Origin of the sequence: Zwartia vadi (assembly GCF_030410375.1) — a bacterium.
Classification (GTDB): domain Bacteria; phylum Pseudomonadota; class Gammaproteobacteria; order Burkholderiales; family Burkholderiaceae_B; genus Zwartia; species Zwartia vadi.
In genome coordinates this window covers 1-17,179 of sequence record NZ_JAUHHE010000022.1, presented here as the reverse complement: position 1 = coordinate 17,179, position 17,179 = coordinate 1, and the positions used below count along the sequence as shown (strand labels likewise).

The following is a 17,179-nucleotide window of genomic DNA, read 5'->3' as shown; positions in this document are numbered from 1 at the left end:
AGGACCGTGAAACACCTTAGCGCCGATGATAGTGGACGTACGTCTGTGAAAGTAGGTCATCGTCAAGCTCTTACCCTCAAAACCCCTCAGGTCCGCCTGAGGGGTTTTGTCTTTGTGGATTTCGAATTCTCTTTTGTCGCTAGGCTTGTTAAGCAAGCTTTCTAAGTAAAGTGCTTGTTTCAAAAAGAGGCAGTCCCATCACTCCCGTGTAACTACCTGCGATGTGACAAATAAACTTGGCTGCATGGCCTTGAATGCCATACGCGCCTGCTTTGCCAAATGGTTCACCCGATACAATGTATTCAGAGATGTCTTTCTCAGTAAGATTTGCAAAGCTGACTTGAGTCGTTGAGAGTGCAAATGCTTGATCCCATTCGATCTCACCTTTATCTCTTGCTGGTTTCATGACTGACAACACAAGTGCGGTGTAGACAGTATGTGTTTTGTCGGATAACTGTCGCAAAATTTGTGCTGCGTCATCTTTGTTAGCAGGTTTTCCGAATACTCGATCTTCTAGCGCAACAGTTGTATCTGCAGTGAGTATGGCAATAGGTTTGTCAGTCATATTCCTTTTGCGGACTTGTTCAAATTCTTCACTTTTTTGAAGCCAGGCTTGCGCACGCAGTGCTTTGTCATGTGCTGTGCGTTGCACGTATTTCAGCGGTGATTCGTTTTCAAATCTTGGTTCGTCTTCTCCAGGAGGAGAGGGAACATTTAGAACGGTGTGGGGGACGCCGATTTGATTCAAGAGATCATGCCGTCTTGGGCTGGCAGAGGCTAGATAAAGTGTCGTCTTCATGAAGCGTAGACAATTTAGACGCGGTGGTAGGGATGATTGTTTAGAATAGACCAGGCGCGATACAGCTGCTCGATAAGAACAATCCTCACCATAGGGTGTGGCATTGTCATCGAAGACAGTCTGATTAATCCATCGCATCTACTTTTAAATTCTGCATCGAGACCATCAGGTCCGCCGATGATGATGGTGAGCGGATGACTGGCTTGATGCCAGTTTTGAAGCTTTGTCGCAAAAGCCTGTGTTGTAAGATCTCTGCCGTTTTCATCGAGTGCGATCCGAATTGTTTGATCTGGAATCGCAGCCTCAATTCGTTTTGCTTCGGCCGACATCATTTGCTGGGGAGTTTTACCGCTCGTCCGTGGTTCTGGCTTAATTTCTTTAAGCGTGACAGCCCAGTCGAGCGGCATGCGTTTGGCATAGTCTTCCCAGGCAGCATATACCCATTCGGGCATTTTGTTACCAACTGCGAGAATGTGAATTTTCACGTTCGATTACGATTATCTATTCAGATTTGATGCGGTTAACCCTATCCGCTTTTTATCGGTTTGATCGTGTCGGTCTGGACGATGCGCGGCTCGCTGCGCGACGACCTGTTGGCTCCTCGGTTGTGATCATGGGATCAAAGGCAACATCAGTCGATGCAAGTGCGGGCCGTGTGGATTCTGGGGCGAGTTTCATTCTGACCGGTTTGCCTCCCCAAACCTCTTCGAGATTGTAATAAGCGCGGATAGCGGGTTGCATGATGTGAACAATAATGTCGCCCACGTCAACCAAGACCCATTCTCCAGTTTCTTCGCCTTCTGTTGCGATGACGTTTCCACCAATAGCTTTGACCTTTTCGGCAACGCTTGATGCTAGGGCTCTGGTTTGGCGATTTGACGTGGCAGAGGCAATGATGACACGGTCAATTAGACTGGTCATGTGAGTGGTGTTAAAGACTTTGATGTCTTGTGCTTTGACGTCTTCAAGTGCGTCAACCACAGTACGTTGTAGTTTGGTGATATCCATGTTGATCCTGTTAGGCGTTGAGCGGACGATAGAGCCCGTGCTCGTGAATGTATTGTTCGACAACCTCTGGAATGAGGTCTTTTGCGGATTGTTGATGCGTGAGTCGCTGTCGGACGGCTGTGGCTGAAATATCCAGCGGTTCAAAGGGAATAATTAAAAGTTTGCGATTGTGCGCACTTAAAAATTGAGCAAGTGGCTCAGGGGCGGTGAGTGATGATCCTGGTCTTTGTGCCACGGCTAAATGCACGTGTTCAGCAATGTCAGGCCAGTTCTTCCATGTGCAAAAGTTCTTGAGTTGATCTGAGCCCAAGATCCAGATGTAATCGTGATTGGGATCAAGAGCGTTAACCGTTTCTATCGTATAGGTAGGGCCACTTCGGTTTATTTCAATAGGGTTGATCGCTATAGAGCTCATGTCGCGCGTGGCGAGCTTCAGCATGTTGAGTCGGTGTTCCGGTGATGCGCCTAAAGGCGGCCTTTGCCAGGGCTGACCTGCAGGAATGAGCTGAATTTGATCTAAATTTAAAGCCTTGAGAGCTGTCCGGGCAAGCGAAAGATGCGCATGATGCACAGGATCGAAACTGCCTCCCAGCAGGCCGATTCGCATCAGACCCACTGCCTCGGCTTTAAAAATTCGGCTAATCGTGCCTCGGGTGTTCCGGGCTCGGGTTGCCAGTTGTAGCGCCACGATGCCATCGGAGGCATGGAAAGGAGTATGGATTCAGTGCGACCGCCCGACTGAAGGCCAAAGAGTGTGCCTCTGTCAAAAACAAGATTGAATTCAACATAGCGGCCTCTACGGTAGGCTTGGAAGTCTCGTTCGCGCTCTCCGTAGGGTATTCCACGTCGCTTTTCCACGATGGGCATATAGGCTGTCAGAAACGCATCTCCAACTGAACGCAGCAAAGCGAAGGATGGGGCAAAGCCTCCTGCACTCAGATCGTCAAAGAATATGCCGCCCACACCACGTGTTTCATTGCGATGTTTCAAAAAGAAATACTCATCGCACCACTTTTTATATTCTGCGTACGCGGTATCGCTATGGGGCGCCAACGCATCGCGATTGACGCGATGAAAATGCTCGGCATCCTCTTCAAACGGATAGTAGGGAGTTAGATCCATCCCGCCGCCAAACCAAAAGATGTCCTGCTGGTCAGACCCCGCCGCAGCCTTGGCGACAAACATCCGCACATTCATGTGCGTGGTGGGGACATACGGATTGCGTGGGTGCAGAACCATGGATACACCCATTGCCTCCCAGGGTCGTCCAGCGACTTCGGGGCGATGCTGGGTGGCAGAAGGCGGGAGTGTCAGACCTTTGACGTGACTGAACAGCACACCTGCGCGCTCAAAAAGTGTGCCTCCCTCGATCAGGCGGGAAATGCCGCCGCCGCCTTCTGAACGCGTCCATTCGTCGCGTTGAAAGGGTTCTCCCCCTGCATGCTCAAGCGCAGACACTATATTTTCTTGGAGACTCAGCAGGTACGCCCTCACGGAGGGCAGATCAACAGAACTAGTTTGGCTAGCGTGTAGCTGGCTACTGTGATCACTAGTAACAGAACCATTGTGACGAATGTCGGCAGATGACATGAATTAGGACTCCAAAGCGCGCCAGCCGATGTCTGTTCTGAACTGAGCACCATCGAACTGAATCTTTTTGACGGTTTCGTAGACTCGCTTTTGCGTGTCACGAACCGTGTTGTCCAGCGCGGTGACACACAGCACCCGACCGCCGCTTGTATGAGGGATATTGTCTTTGAGCGTGGTCCCTGCATGGAATACCATGCAATCTGGTGCATCGGCAGGTATCCCAGTGATCGGATCCCCCAGGCGTGGTGTGCCGGGATAGTTGTGACTAGCCATCACAACGCCAAGCGCTGTACGGGGATCCCAGTCTATGTGCGCCTCATCGAGAGTACCCTGGACCCCGTGCTCAAAGACCGATAACAAATCGCTGCGGATTCGCATCATGATGGGCTGTGTCTCAGGGTCTCCCATTCGACAGTTGAATTCAAGAACCTTAATCGCGCAGGTTGTTTCATCTCCCGCGCCGATCATGAGCCCAGCATAAAGAAAACCTGTGAACGGGATGCCGTCCGCCTCCATGCCTTCGATTGTGGGACGAATGATCTCTCGCATGACGCGCTCGAAAATCACGGGTGTCACAACAGGGGCGGGTGAGTAGGCTCCCATGCCACCTGTGTTGGGTCCTTGATCGGCATCTTTCAGTCGTTTGTGGTCTTGACTGGTTGCGAGTGGGAAAATATTTTTTCCGTCACACAGTACGATAAAACTGGCTTCTTCGCCAATGAGACACTCCTCGATCACGACGCGCGCTCCGGCAGCGCCAAGCGAACCGTCGCCCAGCATGGCATCGACGGCTTGATGCGCCTCGTCCGCAGTCATCGCAACCACTACGCCTTTGCCCGCGGCAAGCCCATCTGCCTTGATCACGATCGGGGCACCCTGGGTCTTGATGTATTGATGAGCCGCTTGAGGATCCGTGAATGTTTTGTATGCAGCAGTGGGAATGTGGTGACGCACCATAAACGCTTTGGCAAAGTCCTTGGAGCTCTCCAGTTGCGCAGCAGCACGTGTTGGACCAAAGATTTTCAGATTTTGGGCGCGAAATGTGTCGACTACACCTTGTGCGAGTGGAGCTTCAGGGCCGACAACGGTTAGAGCGATGCCTTCCTGACGCGCGAATTCTGCCAGTTCCTGTGGATCAGACAGGGCGATATTGCTCGCACCTTGCATGAGCGCAGTGCCGCCATTGCCAGGCGCGACATAGACGTGCTCAACACGTTTGGATTGAAGCAAGCGCCAGGCTAATGCGTGTTCACGGCCACCAGAGCCAATAACCAGTAGTTTCATTTTCTATCAGTCCTGCTCATCCATGATGGCATTGGTGTAAACCTCTTGGACGTCGTCAAGTGACTCGAGCGCGTCGAGAAGTTTTCGCATTTTGATGGCATCATCGCCTGAAAGCTCAACTTCATTGTTGGGTTTCATGACGATATCCGCCATTTCAGGGGCCAGACCTTTGGCTTGCAAGGCATCGCGCACCGCTGCAAAAGCCGTTGTGGCGCATGTCACTTCGATCACGCCTTCCTCATCTGTCACGACATCGTCGGCGCCCGCATCCAGCGCAACTTCCATGACGGCGTCTTCGGAGGTCCCTGGCGCAAAAACAAACTGGCCACAGTGTGTGAACATGAAAGCGACTGAGCCTTCCTGGCCGAGATTGCCGCCGTTTTTGGAAAAAGCATGACGTACATCTGCCACGGTACGGGTACGGTTGTCTGTCATGCAGTCAACCACAACTGCCGCACCGCCTAAGCCGTAGCCTTCATAGCGAATTTCATCGTAGTTGGCACCATCAGCGCCGCCTGCGCCGCGCGTAATAGCGCGTTGAATGTTGTCTTTGGGCATGTTCGCCGCAGTAGCCTTGTCCCAAGCCATTCGCAGTCTGGGGTTGGCATCAGGGTCTGCGCCGCCTGCTCGCGCAGCCACGGTGATCTCACGAATGATTTTGGTCCAAAGTTTTCCACGCTTGGCATCCTGGCGACCTTTACGGTGCTGGATATTGGCCCATTTGCTGTGTCCAGCCATAGTTTCCTGCAATTTGTCGAGGTAAAAGCGCATTTTACCTTGCGCGCGATATAAACTCATACGTTGTGAAATCTTTGATTTTCAGATATTCCCCATAGCCATTTCCTATTTTTTGCCAGGAGCATTCATGAGCAATTTAGTTAAAGCCATTCGTATTGAAAAAAACGGCGGACCTGAAGTTTTGCAGCTTGTTCAGGTCGAGGTGCCGCCTCCTGGTGATAACGAAATTACGATTCAGCAACATGCTGCTGGTTTGAACTTCATTGATATTTATTTCCGTGATGGCCTTTACAAGAGCCCTCTGCCGCATGGTTTGGGCTTCGAAGGTGCAGGTATTGTCACAGCAGTGGGCAAGTCGGTGACTCGCTTCAAGGAAGGCGATCGTGTGGCGTATGGACAAAGTCCGATTGGCGCCTATGCCCAGGCCCGTAACGTCCCTGCCGCTCAGGTCGTGAAGTTGCCGGACGGGATTAGCTTCGAAGAAGCCGCTGCGATGATGCTCAAGGGGCTGACCGTGCAATATTTGTTGCGTCAGACCTACCGAATCAAAGAAGGTGAGACCATTTTGTTCCATGCCGCTGCCGGCGGTGTCGGACTCATCGCTTGCCAGTGGGCCAAAGCACTAGGCGTCAAGGTGATTGGTACTGCTTCCAGCCCTGAAAAAGCCGCGCTTGCCAAGGCGCATGGTGCTTGGGAAGTCATTGATTACTCTAAGGAAAATGTTGCCGAACGTGTGCTCGAGTTGACTGGTGGCAAGAAGGTCCCTGTTGTCTATGACGGCGTTGGTAAGGATACTTGGCTAACCTCATTGGATTGCTTGCAGCCTCGCGGTTTGATGGTCAGTTATGGCAATGCTTCGGGGCCTGTAGAGGGCGTGGCCTTGGGTATTTTGGCGGCTAAAGGATCCTTGTATGTGACACGTCCAACGCTGGCGGTTCACGTCAACACCCCAGAGAAAATGCAGGCTGCTGCGGATGAATTGTTCGAGATGGTGTTAGCCAAGAAGATCAAGATTCGTATTGATCAGCGCTATCCTCTTGAACAGGCTGGTGAGGCTCAAACAGCGCTTGCCGCCCGTAAAACGACCGGCGCCACGATTTTCACTCTGAAATAAGCACGCTTGACCGGCTTCTTGTTGCAATGCAAGAGGCCGTTTCAGAACTTTAGAGGTCGTTTAAGAACTTATTTGTTGGCTTCGTGATGGTATTGGGTCACGCGCTCAACTTCGTTTTTCGATCCCAGCACGACACCGACACGTTGATGCAGGCTTGTTGGCTGGATATCCAGAATGCGCTGATTGCCGTCCGTGGCTGCGCCACCCGCCTGTTCGACTAGCATACTCATAGGATTGGCCTCGTACATTAAGCGCAGCTTGCCTGGCTTGCCGGGTTCGCGGGCATCCCAGGGGTACATGAAAATACCGCCACGGGTGATGAGTCTATGTACATCTGCTACCATCGCTGCGATCCAGCGCATGTTGAAATCCTTGCCACGTACGCCTGTTTTTCCCGCCAAGCACTCGTCGATGTAGCGACGCACTGGGGGTGCCCAGTGGCGCAAATTTGACATATTGATCGAAAATTCTTTGGTGTCGGCGGGAATGGTCATGTTTTCGTGCGTCAAAATCCATGAGCCCATTTCACGATCAAGCGTAAAGCCCACAACGCCTTGACCAATCGTCAAAACAAGCATGGTTTGGGGGCCGTAAATTGCATAGCCAGCAACGACCTGGGTGCTGCCTGGTTGCAAGAAGTCCTGCTCGGTAATCTCGCGACCGGAGGCACTGGCTGGCGCTCTGAGCACAGAGAAAATCGTGCCGATTGAGACGTTGACATCGATATTGGACGAGCCATCCAAGGGATCGAACAACAACAGAAACTCGCCCTTGGGGTAACGATTCGGGATCAAGTGGATGGTTTCCATTTCCTCGGAAGCCATCGCGGCGAGATGTCCGCCCCACTCGTTGGCTTCGAGCAAAACTTCATTAGAGATCACGTCTAGTTTTTTTTGTACTTCTCCTTGGACGTTTTCACTTTCCAAACTACCTAGCACGCCACCCAATGCGCCTTTGCTGACGGCATGGCTGATGGTTTTACAGGCTCTGGAGACGATTTCAATCAACAGACGTACTTCAGCGCTCAAGGCGTGTGCCGCACGTTGCTGCTCAACGAGATATTGAGTGAGAGTTTTACGTTTCATGTTTTGTGGTCGGTATGAGGAGTTAAGAGTGTAGGCCAAGTTGAAAAATAATGTGAATCCGGGCTCAGAGCGCGAGCGCTTTTGAAACGATCTCCAGAGTATTTCGAGATAACTCTGGATGCTCTGCGACACGCTTGAGTTCATGTTGCATGCGCGCTCGTACTGTCGGAATAAAGCGCGCCCAATGATCAAAAGCTCGGGCCAGACGCGCGGCGATTTCAGGGTTGAGCCCATCAAGAGCAAGCACCTGATCGGCCCAAAAACGGTAGCCGCTTCCGTCTTCGGAATGAAGGCCCGCTATGTTTGCACTGCAAAATTGAAAAATCACAGAGCGCGCCCGATTTGGGTTTCGCAAGGTAAAGGCCGGATGTTTCATGAGTCCGCGCATCGCCTCAGCCGTTGAGTGAGGTGAAGAGGCCTGAACCGCAAACCATTTATCTATCACAAGCGGGTCGTGCTGCCAGTTTTCATAGAAGCTGATGATGGCATCACTGGTGAGCTGGCCATGCGTTTCGTGCACCAAATTACTAAATGCCGCCATGCGGTCTGTCATATTTGTCGCATGCTTGAACTGCTGAAATGCCAACTCAATCGCTTCAGAATTTTGCCCTGCAATCAGATAGGAGAGTGCAAGATTTTTCAATACTCGTTTTCCTGCGGGGCCAGGTGCGGGTGAGTAGTGGCCGGGAGTGACCTGTTGGTGATAGGTCGCCAGCAAACGTGCTGCGAAATGCTGACCCAGCCACCGTTTGAGGGATTGACGGGCTTGTGCAACTGCGATGGGGTCCATCGCAGTCATTCTTTCGAGTATGGTTTTTTCAAGAGGCAAGGATAGAGCGCGCGCCATGTAACCAGCATCTACGTCAGAGTCTTGGAGCATGGCACCCCAGGCCTCGACCATGATGGGATCAGGTGCGCATGCTTGTCCCGTTTCGCGCCAGGTTTGAGCCATCTTGAGGAGTTCGCGACTGGCAAGTTCTTGTCCGGATTCCCAACGGGCAAATGCATTGCGATCGTGAGCGGACAGTCGAGCAAGCTCTTGATTGGTGTAGTCATAGATGAGATTGATGGGGGCTGAGAAATTACGCAATAGCGAAGGGGTGGGGCGGCTGTGTATGCCCTCGAATACCCAGCTTTGAGTTTCTTCAGTCAGTTCGAGTAGTTTTTCTGTCAAGGGCACGCCCGTGAGTGCATCAACGCCCAGAGCGAGGGGAGATCCTTGTGAGTCAAGTAGGCCCACCACAACTGGGATATGAAAAGGAAGCTTGTGCGAGTTTGATTGTTTTTCAACGCCTACCGGTGCGCATTGCTGTGTCAGGGTCAGGGTGCAGCGTTGCGTGGCAGCGTCGTGTGTCAACGTGGCGGTTACGCGGGGAGTACCTGCTTGACTGTACCAGCGCTTGAACTGTTCAAGACTTTTATTGGGATGCTCCCTCTTCAGGGCCCAGTCCATGGCTTCTACAAAATCGTCACAGGTGACCGCTTGTCCATCATGCCGACGGAAATATTCGTCCATTCCTGCACGGAATGTTTGTTCTCCTAAAAGGGTGTGAATCATCCGAATGACTTCAGCCCCTTTTTCATAAACAGTCGCCGTATAAAAATTGCCAATTTCCTGATAGCTTTCGGGACGAATCGGGTGCGCCATCGGGCCACTGTCCTCAGGGAACTGTGCCGCACGCAAGGTGATCACGTCATCAATCCGTTTGATCGCACGCGCACTGGCGGCAGCCGAGGCATCAAGACCTTGCGCCATCATGTCTGCGGTAAATTCCTGATCTCTAAAAACAGTGAGGCCTTCTTTGAGGCTAAGTTCGAACCAGTCACGGCAAGTGACACGGTTGCCTGTCCAGTTGTGAAAGTACTCATGCCCGATCACTGCTTCAATCGCTTGATAGTTCGCGTCGGTTGCGGTGTTTGGATTGGCCAGCACGTAGGCTGCATTAAAGATGTTGAGCCCCTTATTCTCCATTGCACCCATATTGAAATCGCGGGCTGCCACGATCATGAAACGATCAAGATCGAGCTCAAGGCCGAAGCGCTGTTCGTCCCAGCGCAGCGAGCGCTCGAGTGATGCCATAGCCCATTCGGTCTGATTTTCTGAGCCCGGGTCGCTGTAAACCTGGAGCAGCACTTTTCGGCCACTGGCCGTCACCGTCTCGTGTTCCCGGCATGCAAAGTCACCTGCCACCAAGGCGAATAAATAGCTTGGTTTGGCGAAAGGATCATGCCATTGAACTTCGTGCCGTTGATTTTCAAGCTCTTTTTTCGAGACCAGATTACCGTTCGAGAGCAATAGCGGATATTGCGCACGATCCGCACGCAATGTGACGTGATAGACGGACATGACATCGGGACGGTCCGCAAACCACGTGATTTTTCTGAACCCTTGTGCTTCGCATTGGGTGAACAGGCTTTTGCCTGAGACGTAAAGACCAGAGAGACTCGTGTTTTGAGCAGGCTGGCAGGTGCTGACGATCACAATCTCAGCATGATCCGGTACGTCGGTCAGGGTAAGCGTTGTCTCGGTGAGTCGATAGGCATTCCCGATTAATAACTCGCCGTTCATGGTGATAGATATGAGCGCGAGATCTTCGCCGTCGAGCACTAAATCAGCTTGTCTTGGCAAATCCTGCCGGCGCTTGACCGTTAATTGGGATCGAACCCAGGTGAGGGTCGGCTCCAACTCGAATTCGAGATGAACAGTCGGAATATGGAAGGGAAAGGGGCGATAGTCTTCGCGTCGAATTGTGGTGCCGGTTTCTGTGCGCATGCTTGATTCCATTAAGGATATTTATCATTGTATGAGGGCAACGAAAAAAACCAATTAAATCTCTCCTACTGACCCCAAAAATTGCCCTATTATTGGGGCTCATTTGTTTCTATTTATGACAACACTATGAATGCAAAACTTGAAGTCCGCCCACTTTCGGGTTCCGTAGGTGCAGAAATCCACGGCATTGATCTGCAGGGAACGGTGACCGATAGTCAAATTGCTCAAATTCGTGAGGTTTGGCTGAAATATGGTGTGATCTTTTTCCGCAATCAGCCACTCGATAATGCGAGCTTTCAACATTTCGCAATGCGCTTTGGCGAGGTGGTGGAGTACCCCTTCGTCAAAGGTTTGCCAGATTTCCCAATGATTATCCCGGTGTTGAAGCTTCCACATGAAAAGCACAATTTCGGTGGAGTCTGGCATACCGACACAACTTATCTGAAAGAGCCGCCAATGGCGACGATGTTGATCGCGCGCGAGATTCCCCCATATGGCGGGGACACCTTGTTTTCCAGTAATTACGCAGCCTTTGAGGCTTTGTCGCCCGCACTTCAAGAAACCTTGAGCGGTATGTATGCGGTGAACTCGTCGGCCAAGGCTGCAGTGACCAAGACTCGCGAGGATCGGTTGGCGGATTCAGCCAAGGCCGCTGAGAAAGAGGAACTGAGCGCCGAACACCCCGTGGTTCGTGTTCATCCCGAGACAGGCCGTCGTGCGCTCTATATTAATGCTGGTCACACCACGCGTTTTGTGGGCTGGACTGAAGAGGAGAGCGAACCTTTGCTGAAGTACTTGTTTGCTCACCAGGTCAGACCTGAATTTACCTGCCGGTTCGCCTGGCAAGTTGGATCGATCGCTCTTTGGGATAATCGTTGCGTGTTGCACAACCCCATCAACGATTATCACGGCCATAAGCGTTTATTGCATCGCATCACTCTTAAAGGCGATGCACCTAAATAATTTAATCTTTTGAGAAGACGATGAACATTCATTTACGCCGTGCCGTGGCTTCTATTGTTGGTGCCATGGCTGTGACTTTGTCCGTTTCAGCTTCAGCCCAGATTCCTGCTGAACTTGTCGGCAAACAGATCAAAATTATCGTTCCACAGGCAGCTGGAGGTGCTTCAGACGCAATTTCGCGCCTGATGGCGGCTGAACTGGGGCAGCGCTGGAATACCAGCATTGTGGTTGAAAACCGCCCCGGTGCGGGGGGGAATATCGGTAGCGAGTTGGTGGCCAAGTCTCCCGGTGATGGCACGACCTGGTTGATGAGTTATTCCGGTACCCACGCAATTAATCCCTCGCTTTATAAAAAAATGTCTTTTGACATGGCAAAGGATTTATCTCCGATCGCTTCACTGGCTACGTTACCGTTTGTTTTAGTTGTCAATCCGTCTTTGCCATATAAAAATATCGCCGATTATGTGAAATATGCTAAAGCCAATCCCGGCAAAATCAATATTGCTTCCTCCGGAAATGGCTCGGTTAATCATCTGTTAAATGAAATGCTGGGCTTGGCTGCTGATATTAAAACCACACATGTCCCATACAAAGGTGTGGCCCCGGCGCTGACAGATGTGATGGGAGGTCAGGTTCAGGGTGTGTATGCCAGCGCACCTTCTGTCATGGGCCAGATCAAGAGTGGCGCTGTCATTCCGCTTGCGGCTTCTGCGACGCGCCGCTCACCCGCATTGCCTGATGTCCCGACTTTTGGCGAGGCCGGTTATCCCGCGCTCGCACTCGACTCTTGGTTTGCATTTTTTGTGAGCAGTTCGACACCGATGGCCTTGCGTGAAAAGATCCACGCCGAGATTAATAAAGTCTTGGCTGACCCCAAAGTCGTTGAGCAACTCAATAAACGCGGTGCTGAAACGTTGATCACAACGCTGCCTGAGTTCCAAAAGGTGATTGATAATGATTTGGAACAATGGGGCAAGGCTGTGCGCGCTTCGGGTGCGACCATTGATTAATAAAGAAATACTTTTGAATCATTCAGTATCTTGAGAAATAAAAAAGGCCGGAAATATTATCGGCCTTTTTTATTTATCAAATTAATAAATATTTAGATTAGAAACTGCTGGCGTGGTTGGCCGTTTTTCTCAGCTTCGACGATCCAGAGAGGTGCTTTGCCACGGCCCGTCCATGTGGCAGAGGTTTCTGGGTGTCGATACTTGGGAGCGACAGGTTTTTTAGCTCCAAGGGCTTTATTTCCTTTGGATGCTTTGTCATCGCTGACTTTGCGTGATTGAGCCCTTGATTTACCGAAGGCGGCGACTATTTCTTCAGTTGAAATACCGTACTCTTTCATGGAGCGTACGATGCTGGAGATGACTGGCTTGCGCTGCTTGCTTTGCAAAAGTTCGGCCTGCTTGCGCAGACGTTCGATTTCCTTTTGAATCTTAGCTTGCTGGCTTGCATAATTTTGACGAGTCATAACCCTGCCTTTTAATGAAATAAAAAATGAATGCGAAATTTGAAACAGAATGAATTAAAACTCAGTGAGTGAATCTGAATACATCAAGACCGCGCATTCTATACATAATAGTCGCAATATCAAACAATTTATTTCTTATATTATGGTAAATACGGATATCGACTAAATTTCGATTGTCATTTTGAATTGTTTTTTTAAGGTAGCAGTTACATCAATATCAAATTAAATACTAAGTTAAACATTTAAATATTAAGTTAAACGCATATTTGGATATTAAGTTAAACATTAACTTTAGTCATAATGCTGTTTATCCTTAAATTAAAAATTATTTATTAAAAATAATATTAGGAGTCGAAATGCAATCGTTCAGACAGGCGTCTAGCGGGCCTCTGCAGCCACCAGCAGGGCATTTGAAGGCACCTTTCAAGGTGACAGCCGTTCAAATGGTTTCAGCTGCGTCGGTCGATCGTAATTTGATTGTTGCTGAAAACTGGATTGCGCGAGCCGCAGAGAAGGGTACCCAATTAGTCGTACTACCAGAGTATTTTTGTTTAATGGGTCATCGTGAAACTGACAAACTCTCTGTGGCGGAAAATGAAGGCAGTGGACCGATTCAGCAGTTTTTATCGGAGATGGCGCGCAAACATAATATTTATATTTCGGCCGGCAGTATTCCACTCGTCTCACCTGATGCCAGGCGCGTGTTTAATACGCAGCTTGTTTATAACCCAAAGGGTCTGCAAATCGCCCGTTACGACAAAATCCATTTATTTAGTTTTGCACGCGGCGAGGAAAGTTATGATGAGTCACGCGCTATTCTTGCCGGCGATCGTGTCGCGCGCCTTGAAACGCCCGACATTACTCTAGGTTTATCAATCTGCTATGACCTCAGGTTTCCTGAGCTTTATCGTGAAATGGGTCAAGTGGACTTGATTTTGGTGCCCTCGGCCTTCACGTATACGACTGGACGCGCCCATTGGGAGCTTTTGCTCAGAGCCAGGGCAATTGAAAATCAGTGTTATGTGCTGGCGCCCGCTCAGGGCGGGCGGCATGAGAATGGGCGTCGGACCTGGGGGCATTCCATGCTGATCGACCCATGGGGAGATATTCTAGAGGTGTTGCCCGAGCATGAGGGTATCGTAAGCGGTACGATAGAGCCTAGTCGTCTAATGGAGGTTCGGCAATCCTTGCCGGCCCTTGCACACCGAACATTATTTGCTGATAAATGAAACTGATTGATCCTGCCATCGCATCACTCTCAACAGCTAAGACTCTGTTGTTAGACCCCTGGGGCTTAAGCGAGTCCGATATTCATCGCGCGCTGGGCGAGATTTTCACGCACAAGGTTGATTACGCTGATCTGTATTTCCAATATACGCGTAGCGAAGGCTGGAGCCTCGAGGAAGGGATTGTTAAGACGGGTAGTTTTTCGATCAGTCAGGGCGTGGGTGTGCGTGCGGTAGCCGGAGAAAAAACGGCCTTTGCCTATTCGGATACTTTGTCTGCCGATGCCTTATTATCCTCGGCCCATGCAGTGCGTAGTATCGCGCGCCAGGGTGCGGGTAAAGCTCGTATTCAAGCTGAGAAAAGAGGGCAAGGACTCAGTCTCTATCAGCCGGTTGATCCTTTGTCGACAATGACTGCTCCCGAAAAAGTGGGCTTGCTTGAGCGCGTCGAAAAAATGGCGCGCGCCAAGGATCCGCATGTCAAGCAAGTGATGGCCAGCTTAGGCATGGAATATGACGTTGTAATGATCGCGGGTAGCGATGGTCGGCTGACTGCTGATGTGCGTCCGCTGGTACGTTTGTCTTTATCGGTTGTTGTGGAGCGAAATGGACGCAGGGAGACCGGCCACTCTGGTGGCGGGGGTCGCTCGGGGCTGGAGTATTTTTCCGACGAAACCTTGCGTACCTACGTTGATCTGGCTGTTCACGAGGCCATGGTCAATTTGGATGCCCAGCCTGCGCCGGCAGGCGAGATGACCGTTGTCCTTGCCGCTGGCTGGCCCGGCATTTTGTTGCATGAAGCAGTTGGGCACGGTCTGGAGGGAGACTTTAATCGTAAGGGTTCAAGTGTGTTCTCTGGCAAGATCGGACAGCGTGTAGCCTCCAAGGGCGTCACGGTCGTTGACGATGGCACGATCGAAGGGAGAAGAGGCTCTTTGAATGTGGACGACGAAGGCAATCCGACTCAGCGTAATGTCTTAATCGAAGACGGTATTTTGCGTGGCTACTTGCAAGACACTCTGAATGCAAGACTAATGAAGACAGCCCTGACTGGCAATGGACGCCGCGAATCGTTCGCGCATTTGCCGATGCCTCGCATGACGAATACCTTTATGCTTTCCGGCAAACATGAGCCTGAGGAAATGATTGCTTCTGTCAAAAAAGGTATTTACGCGGCTAATTTTGGTGGCGGTCAGGTCGACATCACGAGCGGTAAATTTGTCTTCTCTGCTTCTGAAGCCTACATGATTGAAAACGGTCGGATCACGCATCCGATCAAAGGTGCGACCCTCATCGGCAGTGGTCCGGAGTCGATGAATCAAGTCAGTATGATTGGCAACAATATGAAGCTCGACAGTGGCGTCGGGACCTGCGGCAAAGAAGGTCAGAGTGTGCCTGTGGGGGTAGGGATGCCAACTATCAAGATGGAAGGTCTGACTGTTGGTGGTACGGCCTGAGAGGCATGCTATGGGTAATGGCCCCTCACAATAGCCACGATTCCAACTAAGTTTTAATTATTTTTCAATCTATCCGTTAGATGTTTTAGGAGTGAGTTGTGCCACACAATACTGATGATTTGCGCATCCGTGAGATTAAGGAGCTTGCTCCGCCATCTCATGCCATGAGTGAGAACCCCTGCACGCCGGAGGTTTCCTCGCTGGTGTTCGAGGCTCGCCAGTCTGTCCATCGGATTTTGCATGGTATGGACGATCGTTTGGTTGTTGTGATTGGGCCTTGCTCGATTCATGACCCCGGCGCAGCAATCGAGTATGCGAAAAAACTGAAGGTTGAACGCGACCGCCTGAGTGGTGAGCTTGAGATCATCATGCGCGTTTATTTTGAAAAACCGCGTACGACGGTTGGCTGGAAGGGTTTGATTAACGACCCTGAGCTCGATGGTAGTTTCAATATCAACAAGGGCTTAAGGACTGCTCGTAGTCTGTTGCTCGACATCAATGCAATGGGACTGCCTGCTGGTTGTGAGTTTCTGGATATGATCACTCCTCAGTACATCGCTGATCTGGTCTCCTGGGGGGCGATTGGAGCCCGTACAACCGAGAGTCAAGTGCATCGCGAGTTGGCTTCAGGCTTGTCTTGCCCAGTCGGTTTTAAAAATGGTACGGATGGAAACGTCCGGATTGCGGTCGATGCCATGAAAGCTGCTTCTCAGCCCCATCACTTTTTGTCGGTGACCAAGGCCGGTCACTCTGCGATTGTGTCGACTTTGGGTAACGAGGACTGCCATGTGATCTTGCGTGGTGGCAAGACGCCCAATTACGATGCGGCGAGTGTGCAGGCTGCTTGCGAAGAAATGGCGAAGGCGGGTTTGGCCCAGCGCGTCATGATTGACGCCAGCCACGCCAACAGTAATAAAAAACCTGAAAACCAACCTGCTGTGTGCGCGGATGTCGGGACGCAGATTGCGCGGGGCGAAACACGTATTATGGGTTTGATGATAGAAAGTAATTTGGTGGCGGGTCGCCAGGACCTCGTTGCAGGACAGCCCCTTGTCTACGGTCAGAGTGTGACGGATGGTTGTATCGATTGGGATAGCTCTTACAAGGTGCTAGATTCTCTCGCAGAATCCGTGCGCGCGCGACGTCGCAGTTTGCTGGAAAATGATCAGTAAAAATAGTCGTCGAGTTCAAAAGTGAGGTGCAACACTAACCCTGAGGTACTGTGTTGCGATGAATACCAAATACAAACATCTTAGCTGTGAAGAGAGAACCTTGATCCAATTGAGTCTTGAGCGAGGCTGCAGCATTCGGGCAATTGCTCGTAGTCTGAATCGCAGCGCCAGCTCCATCAGCCGTGAGCTGGGGCGAAATCAGTGGTGTGATCCACGATCTCAGCCTGCCAGGTCTGGCCGACCAGCCTTGGCTGGTGGTTACCGGGCTGCTCTGGCACATCAGCGCGCCTTTTTGGCTCGGATTCAGGGACGTAAACCAGTTCGATTGGCTGAGGACAGCTACCTTTGGGCGCAGGTTCAAAAACTGCTTAGGCAGCGATTCTCGCCGGAACAGATTGCGGGCATACTTCCACGCATGTTCCCCGATGATTCCTCGATGCGTGCCAGTCACGAAACCATTTACACGGCGCTTTACGCGATGCCACGCGGTGAGTTG

17 protein-coding genes are annotated in these 17,179 nt (G+C 51.0%); 7 read left to right on the top strand and 10 right to left on the bottom strand.

Going from position 1 to position 17,179, the window contains the following annotated elements; all coding sequences use genetic code 11:
* Nucleotides 1-148: 148 nt before the first annotated feature.
* The 7 genes from QWY27_RS14760 to QWY27_RS14730 are packed head-to-tail and all read right to left on the bottom strand — an operon-like array spanning nucleotide 149 to nucleotide 5,419.
* Nucleotides 149-799: a Maf family protein gene (locus QWY27_RS14760; protein WP_290199203.1), complete on the bottom strand. Its 651-nt coding sequence runs from the start codon at nucleotides 797-799 to the stop codon at nucleotides 149-151.
* A gap of 14 nt (nucleotides 800-813) precedes the next feature.
* Nucleotides 814-1,284 carry a 23S rRNA (pseudouridine(1915)-N(3))-methyltransferase RlmH gene (gene rlmH / locus QWY27_RS14755; RefSeq protein ID WP_290199202.1) on the bottom strand — a complete coding sequence of 157 codons (471 nt, stop codon included), beginning with the start codon at nucleotides 1,282-1,284 and terminating at the stop codon, nucleotides 814-816.
* Between the two features lie 52 nt (nucleotides 1,285-1,336).
* Nucleotides 1,337-1,807, bottom strand: a complete 471-nt coding sequence (gene rsfS, locus QWY27_RS14750; protein ID WP_290199201.1) for a ribosome silencing factor — start codon at nucleotides 1,805-1,807, stop codon at nucleotides 1,337-1,339.
* 10 nt (nucleotides 1,808-1,817) lie between these two features.
* A complete protein-coding gene (nadD, locus tag QWY27_RS14745; protein WP_435433493.1) occupies nucleotides 1,818-2,417 on the bottom strand; it encodes a nicotinate (nicotinamide) nucleotide adenylyltransferase in 600 nt (199 codons plus the stop codon).
* Nucleotides 2,414-3,397, bottom strand: a complete 984-nt coding sequence (hemF, locus tag QWY27_RS14740) for an oxygen-dependent coproporphyrinogen oxidase (protein ID WP_290199199.1) — start codon at nucleotides 3,395-3,397, stop codon at nucleotides 2,414-2,416. The genes nadD and hemF overlap by 4 nt, the downstream gene beginning before the upstream one ends.
* Before the next feature lie 3 nt (nucleotides 3,398-3,400).
* The gene (purD, locus tag QWY27_RS14735) at nucleotides 3,401-4,681 is read right to left on the bottom strand and encodes a phosphoribosylamine--glycine ligase (RefSeq protein WP_290199198.1); all 1,281 of its coding nucleotides are present in this window, start codon (nucleotides 4,679-4,681) and stop codon (nucleotides 3,401-3,403) included.
* Between the two features lie 6 nt (nucleotides 4,682-4,687).
* Nucleotides 4,688-5,419, bottom strand: coding sequence for a YebC/PmpR family DNA-binding transcriptional regulator (locus tag QWY27_RS14730; RefSeq protein ID WP_290199196.1), 732 nt, complete (start codon nucleotides 5,417-5,419; stop codon nucleotides 4,688-4,690).
* A 127-nt stretch (nucleotides 5,420-5,546) separates the two neighbouring features.
* Here QWY27_RS14730 and QWY27_RS14725 point away from each other — a divergent pair, with 127 nt between their 5' ends.
* A complete protein-coding gene (locus tag QWY27_RS14725) occupies nucleotides 5,547-6,533 on the top strand; it encodes a quinone oxidoreductase family protein (RefSeq protein ID WP_290199195.1) in 987 nt (328 codons plus the stop codon).
* Between the two features lie 68 nt (nucleotides 6,534-6,601).
* Here QWY27_RS14725 and QWY27_RS14720 read toward each other — a convergent pair whose 3' ends face one another.
* Together QWY27_RS14720 and pepN are read right to left on the bottom strand one after the other, a co-directional pair.
* Nucleotides 6,602-7,618, bottom strand: a complete 1,017-nt coding sequence (locus QWY27_RS14720) for a class 1 fructose-bisphosphatase (protein ID WP_290199194.1) — start codon at nucleotides 7,616-7,618, stop codon at nucleotides 6,602-6,604.
* A 64-nt stretch (nucleotides 7,619-7,682) separates the two neighbouring features.
* Nucleotides 7,683-10,391 (bottom strand): aminopeptidase N, encoded by a 2,709-nt coding sequence (gene pepN / locus QWY27_RS14715; protein WP_290199193.1) that lies wholly within the window; start codon nucleotides 10,389-10,391, stop codon nucleotides 7,683-7,685.
* 126 nt (nucleotides 10,392-10,517) lie between these two features.
* Between pepN and QWY27_RS14710 the strand changes: the two genes are divergently transcribed.
* Together QWY27_RS14710 and QWY27_RS14705 are read left to right on the top strand one after the other, a co-directional pair.
* Entirely contained in the window at nucleotides 10,518-11,354 is an 837-nt protein-coding gene (locus QWY27_RS14710; RefSeq protein ID WP_290199192.1) for a TauD/TfdA dioxygenase family protein, read from the top strand.
* A 20-nt stretch (nucleotides 11,355-11,374) separates the two neighbouring features.
* Nucleotides 11,375-12,364 carry a Bug family tripartite tricarboxylate transporter substrate binding protein gene (locus tag QWY27_RS14705; protein ID WP_290199191.1) on the top strand — a complete coding sequence of 330 codons (990 nt, stop codon included), beginning with the start codon at nucleotides 11,375-11,377 and terminating at the stop codon, nucleotides 12,362-12,364.
* 92 nt (nucleotides 12,365-12,456) lie between these two features.
* On the opposite strand, the gene QWY27_RS14700 is transcribed toward QWY27_RS14705, so the two are convergent.
* Nucleotides 12,457-12,828: an H-NS histone family protein gene (locus QWY27_RS14700; protein WP_290199190.1), complete on the bottom strand. Its 372-nt coding sequence runs from the start codon at nucleotides 12,826-12,828 to the stop codon at nucleotides 12,457-12,459.
* Between the two features lie 356 nt (nucleotides 12,829-13,184).
* Here QWY27_RS14700 and QWY27_RS14695 point away from each other — a divergent pair, with 356 nt between their 5' ends.
* The 4 genes from QWY27_RS14695 to QWY27_RS14680 form a co-directional block, all read left to right on the top strand.
* Nucleotides 13,185-14,057 carry a carbon-nitrogen hydrolase family protein gene (locus QWY27_RS14695; RefSeq protein WP_290199189.1) on the top strand — a complete coding sequence of 291 codons (873 nt, stop codon included), beginning with the start codon at nucleotides 13,185-13,187 and terminating at the stop codon, nucleotides 14,055-14,057.
* On the top strand, nucleotides 14,054-15,511 hold the full coding sequence (gene tldD, locus QWY27_RS14690) for a metalloprotease TldD (RefSeq protein WP_290199188.1): 1,458 nt from the start codon (nucleotides 14,054-14,056) through the stop codon (nucleotides 15,509-15,511). The genes QWY27_RS14695 and tldD overlap by 4 nt, the downstream gene beginning before the upstream one ends.
* Nucleotides 15,512-15,609: 98 nt before the next feature.
* The gene (aroG, locus tag QWY27_RS14685) at nucleotides 15,610-16,683 is read left to right on the top strand and encodes a 3-deoxy-7-phosphoheptulonate synthase AroG (protein WP_290199187.1); all 1,074 of its coding nucleotides are present in this window, start codon (nucleotides 15,610-15,612) and stop codon (nucleotides 16,681-16,683) included.
* Between the two features lie 58 nt (nucleotides 16,684-16,741).
* The coding region (locus tag QWY27_RS14680; RefSeq protein WP_290199186.1) for a helix-turn-helix domain-containing protein at nucleotides 16,742-17,179 on the top strand (438 nt) is incomplete at its 3' end.

Coding starts and splice junctions, on each gene's coding strand:
- QWY27_RS14760 (WP_290199203.1), bottom strand. CDS start 799: ATGAAGACGACACTTTATCTAGCCTCTGCCAGCCCAAGACGGCATGAT.
- rsfS (WP_290199201.1), bottom strand. CDS start 1,807: ATGGATATCACCAAACTACAACGTACTGTGGTTGACGCACTTGAAGAC.
- hemF (WP_290199199.1), bottom strand. CDS start 3,397: ATGTCATCTGCCGACATTCGTCACAATGGTTCTGTTACTAGTGATCAC.
- purD (WP_290199198.1), bottom strand. CDS start 4,681: ATGAAACTACTGGTTATTGGCTCTGGTGGCCGTGAACACGCATTAGCC.
- QWY27_RS14730 (WP_290199196.1), bottom strand. CDS start 5,419: ATGGCTGGACACAGCAAATGGGCCAATATCCAGCACCGTAAAGGTCGC.
- QWY27_RS14725 (WP_290199195.1), top strand. CDS start 5,547: ATGAGCAATTTAGTTAAAGCCATTCGTATTGAAAAAAACGGCGGACCT.
- QWY27_RS14720 (WP_290199194.1), bottom strand. CDS start 7,618: ATGAAACGTAAAACTCTCACTCAATATCTCGTTGAGCAGCAACGTGCG.
- pepN (WP_290199193.1), bottom strand. CDS start 10,391: ATGCGCACAGAAACCGGCACCACAATTCGACGCGAAGACTATCGCCCC.
- QWY27_RS14710 (WP_290199192.1), top strand. CDS start 10,518: ATGAATGCAAAACTTGAAGTCCGCCCACTTTCGGGTTCCGTAGGTGCA.
- QWY27_RS14705 (WP_290199191.1), top strand. CDS start 11,375: ATGAACATTCATTTACGCCGTGCCGTGGCTTCTATTGTTGGTGCCATG.
- QWY27_RS14700 (WP_290199190.1), bottom strand. CDS start 12,828: ATGACTCGTCAAAATTATGCAAGCCAGCAAGCTAAGATTCAAAAGGAA.
- QWY27_RS14695 (WP_290199189.1), top strand. CDS start 13,185: ATGCAATCGTTCAGACAGGCGTCTAGCGGGCCTCTGCAGCCACCAGCA.
- tldD (WP_290199188.1), top strand. CDS start 14,054: ATGAAACTGATTGATCCTGCCATCGCATCACTCTCAACAGCTAAGACT.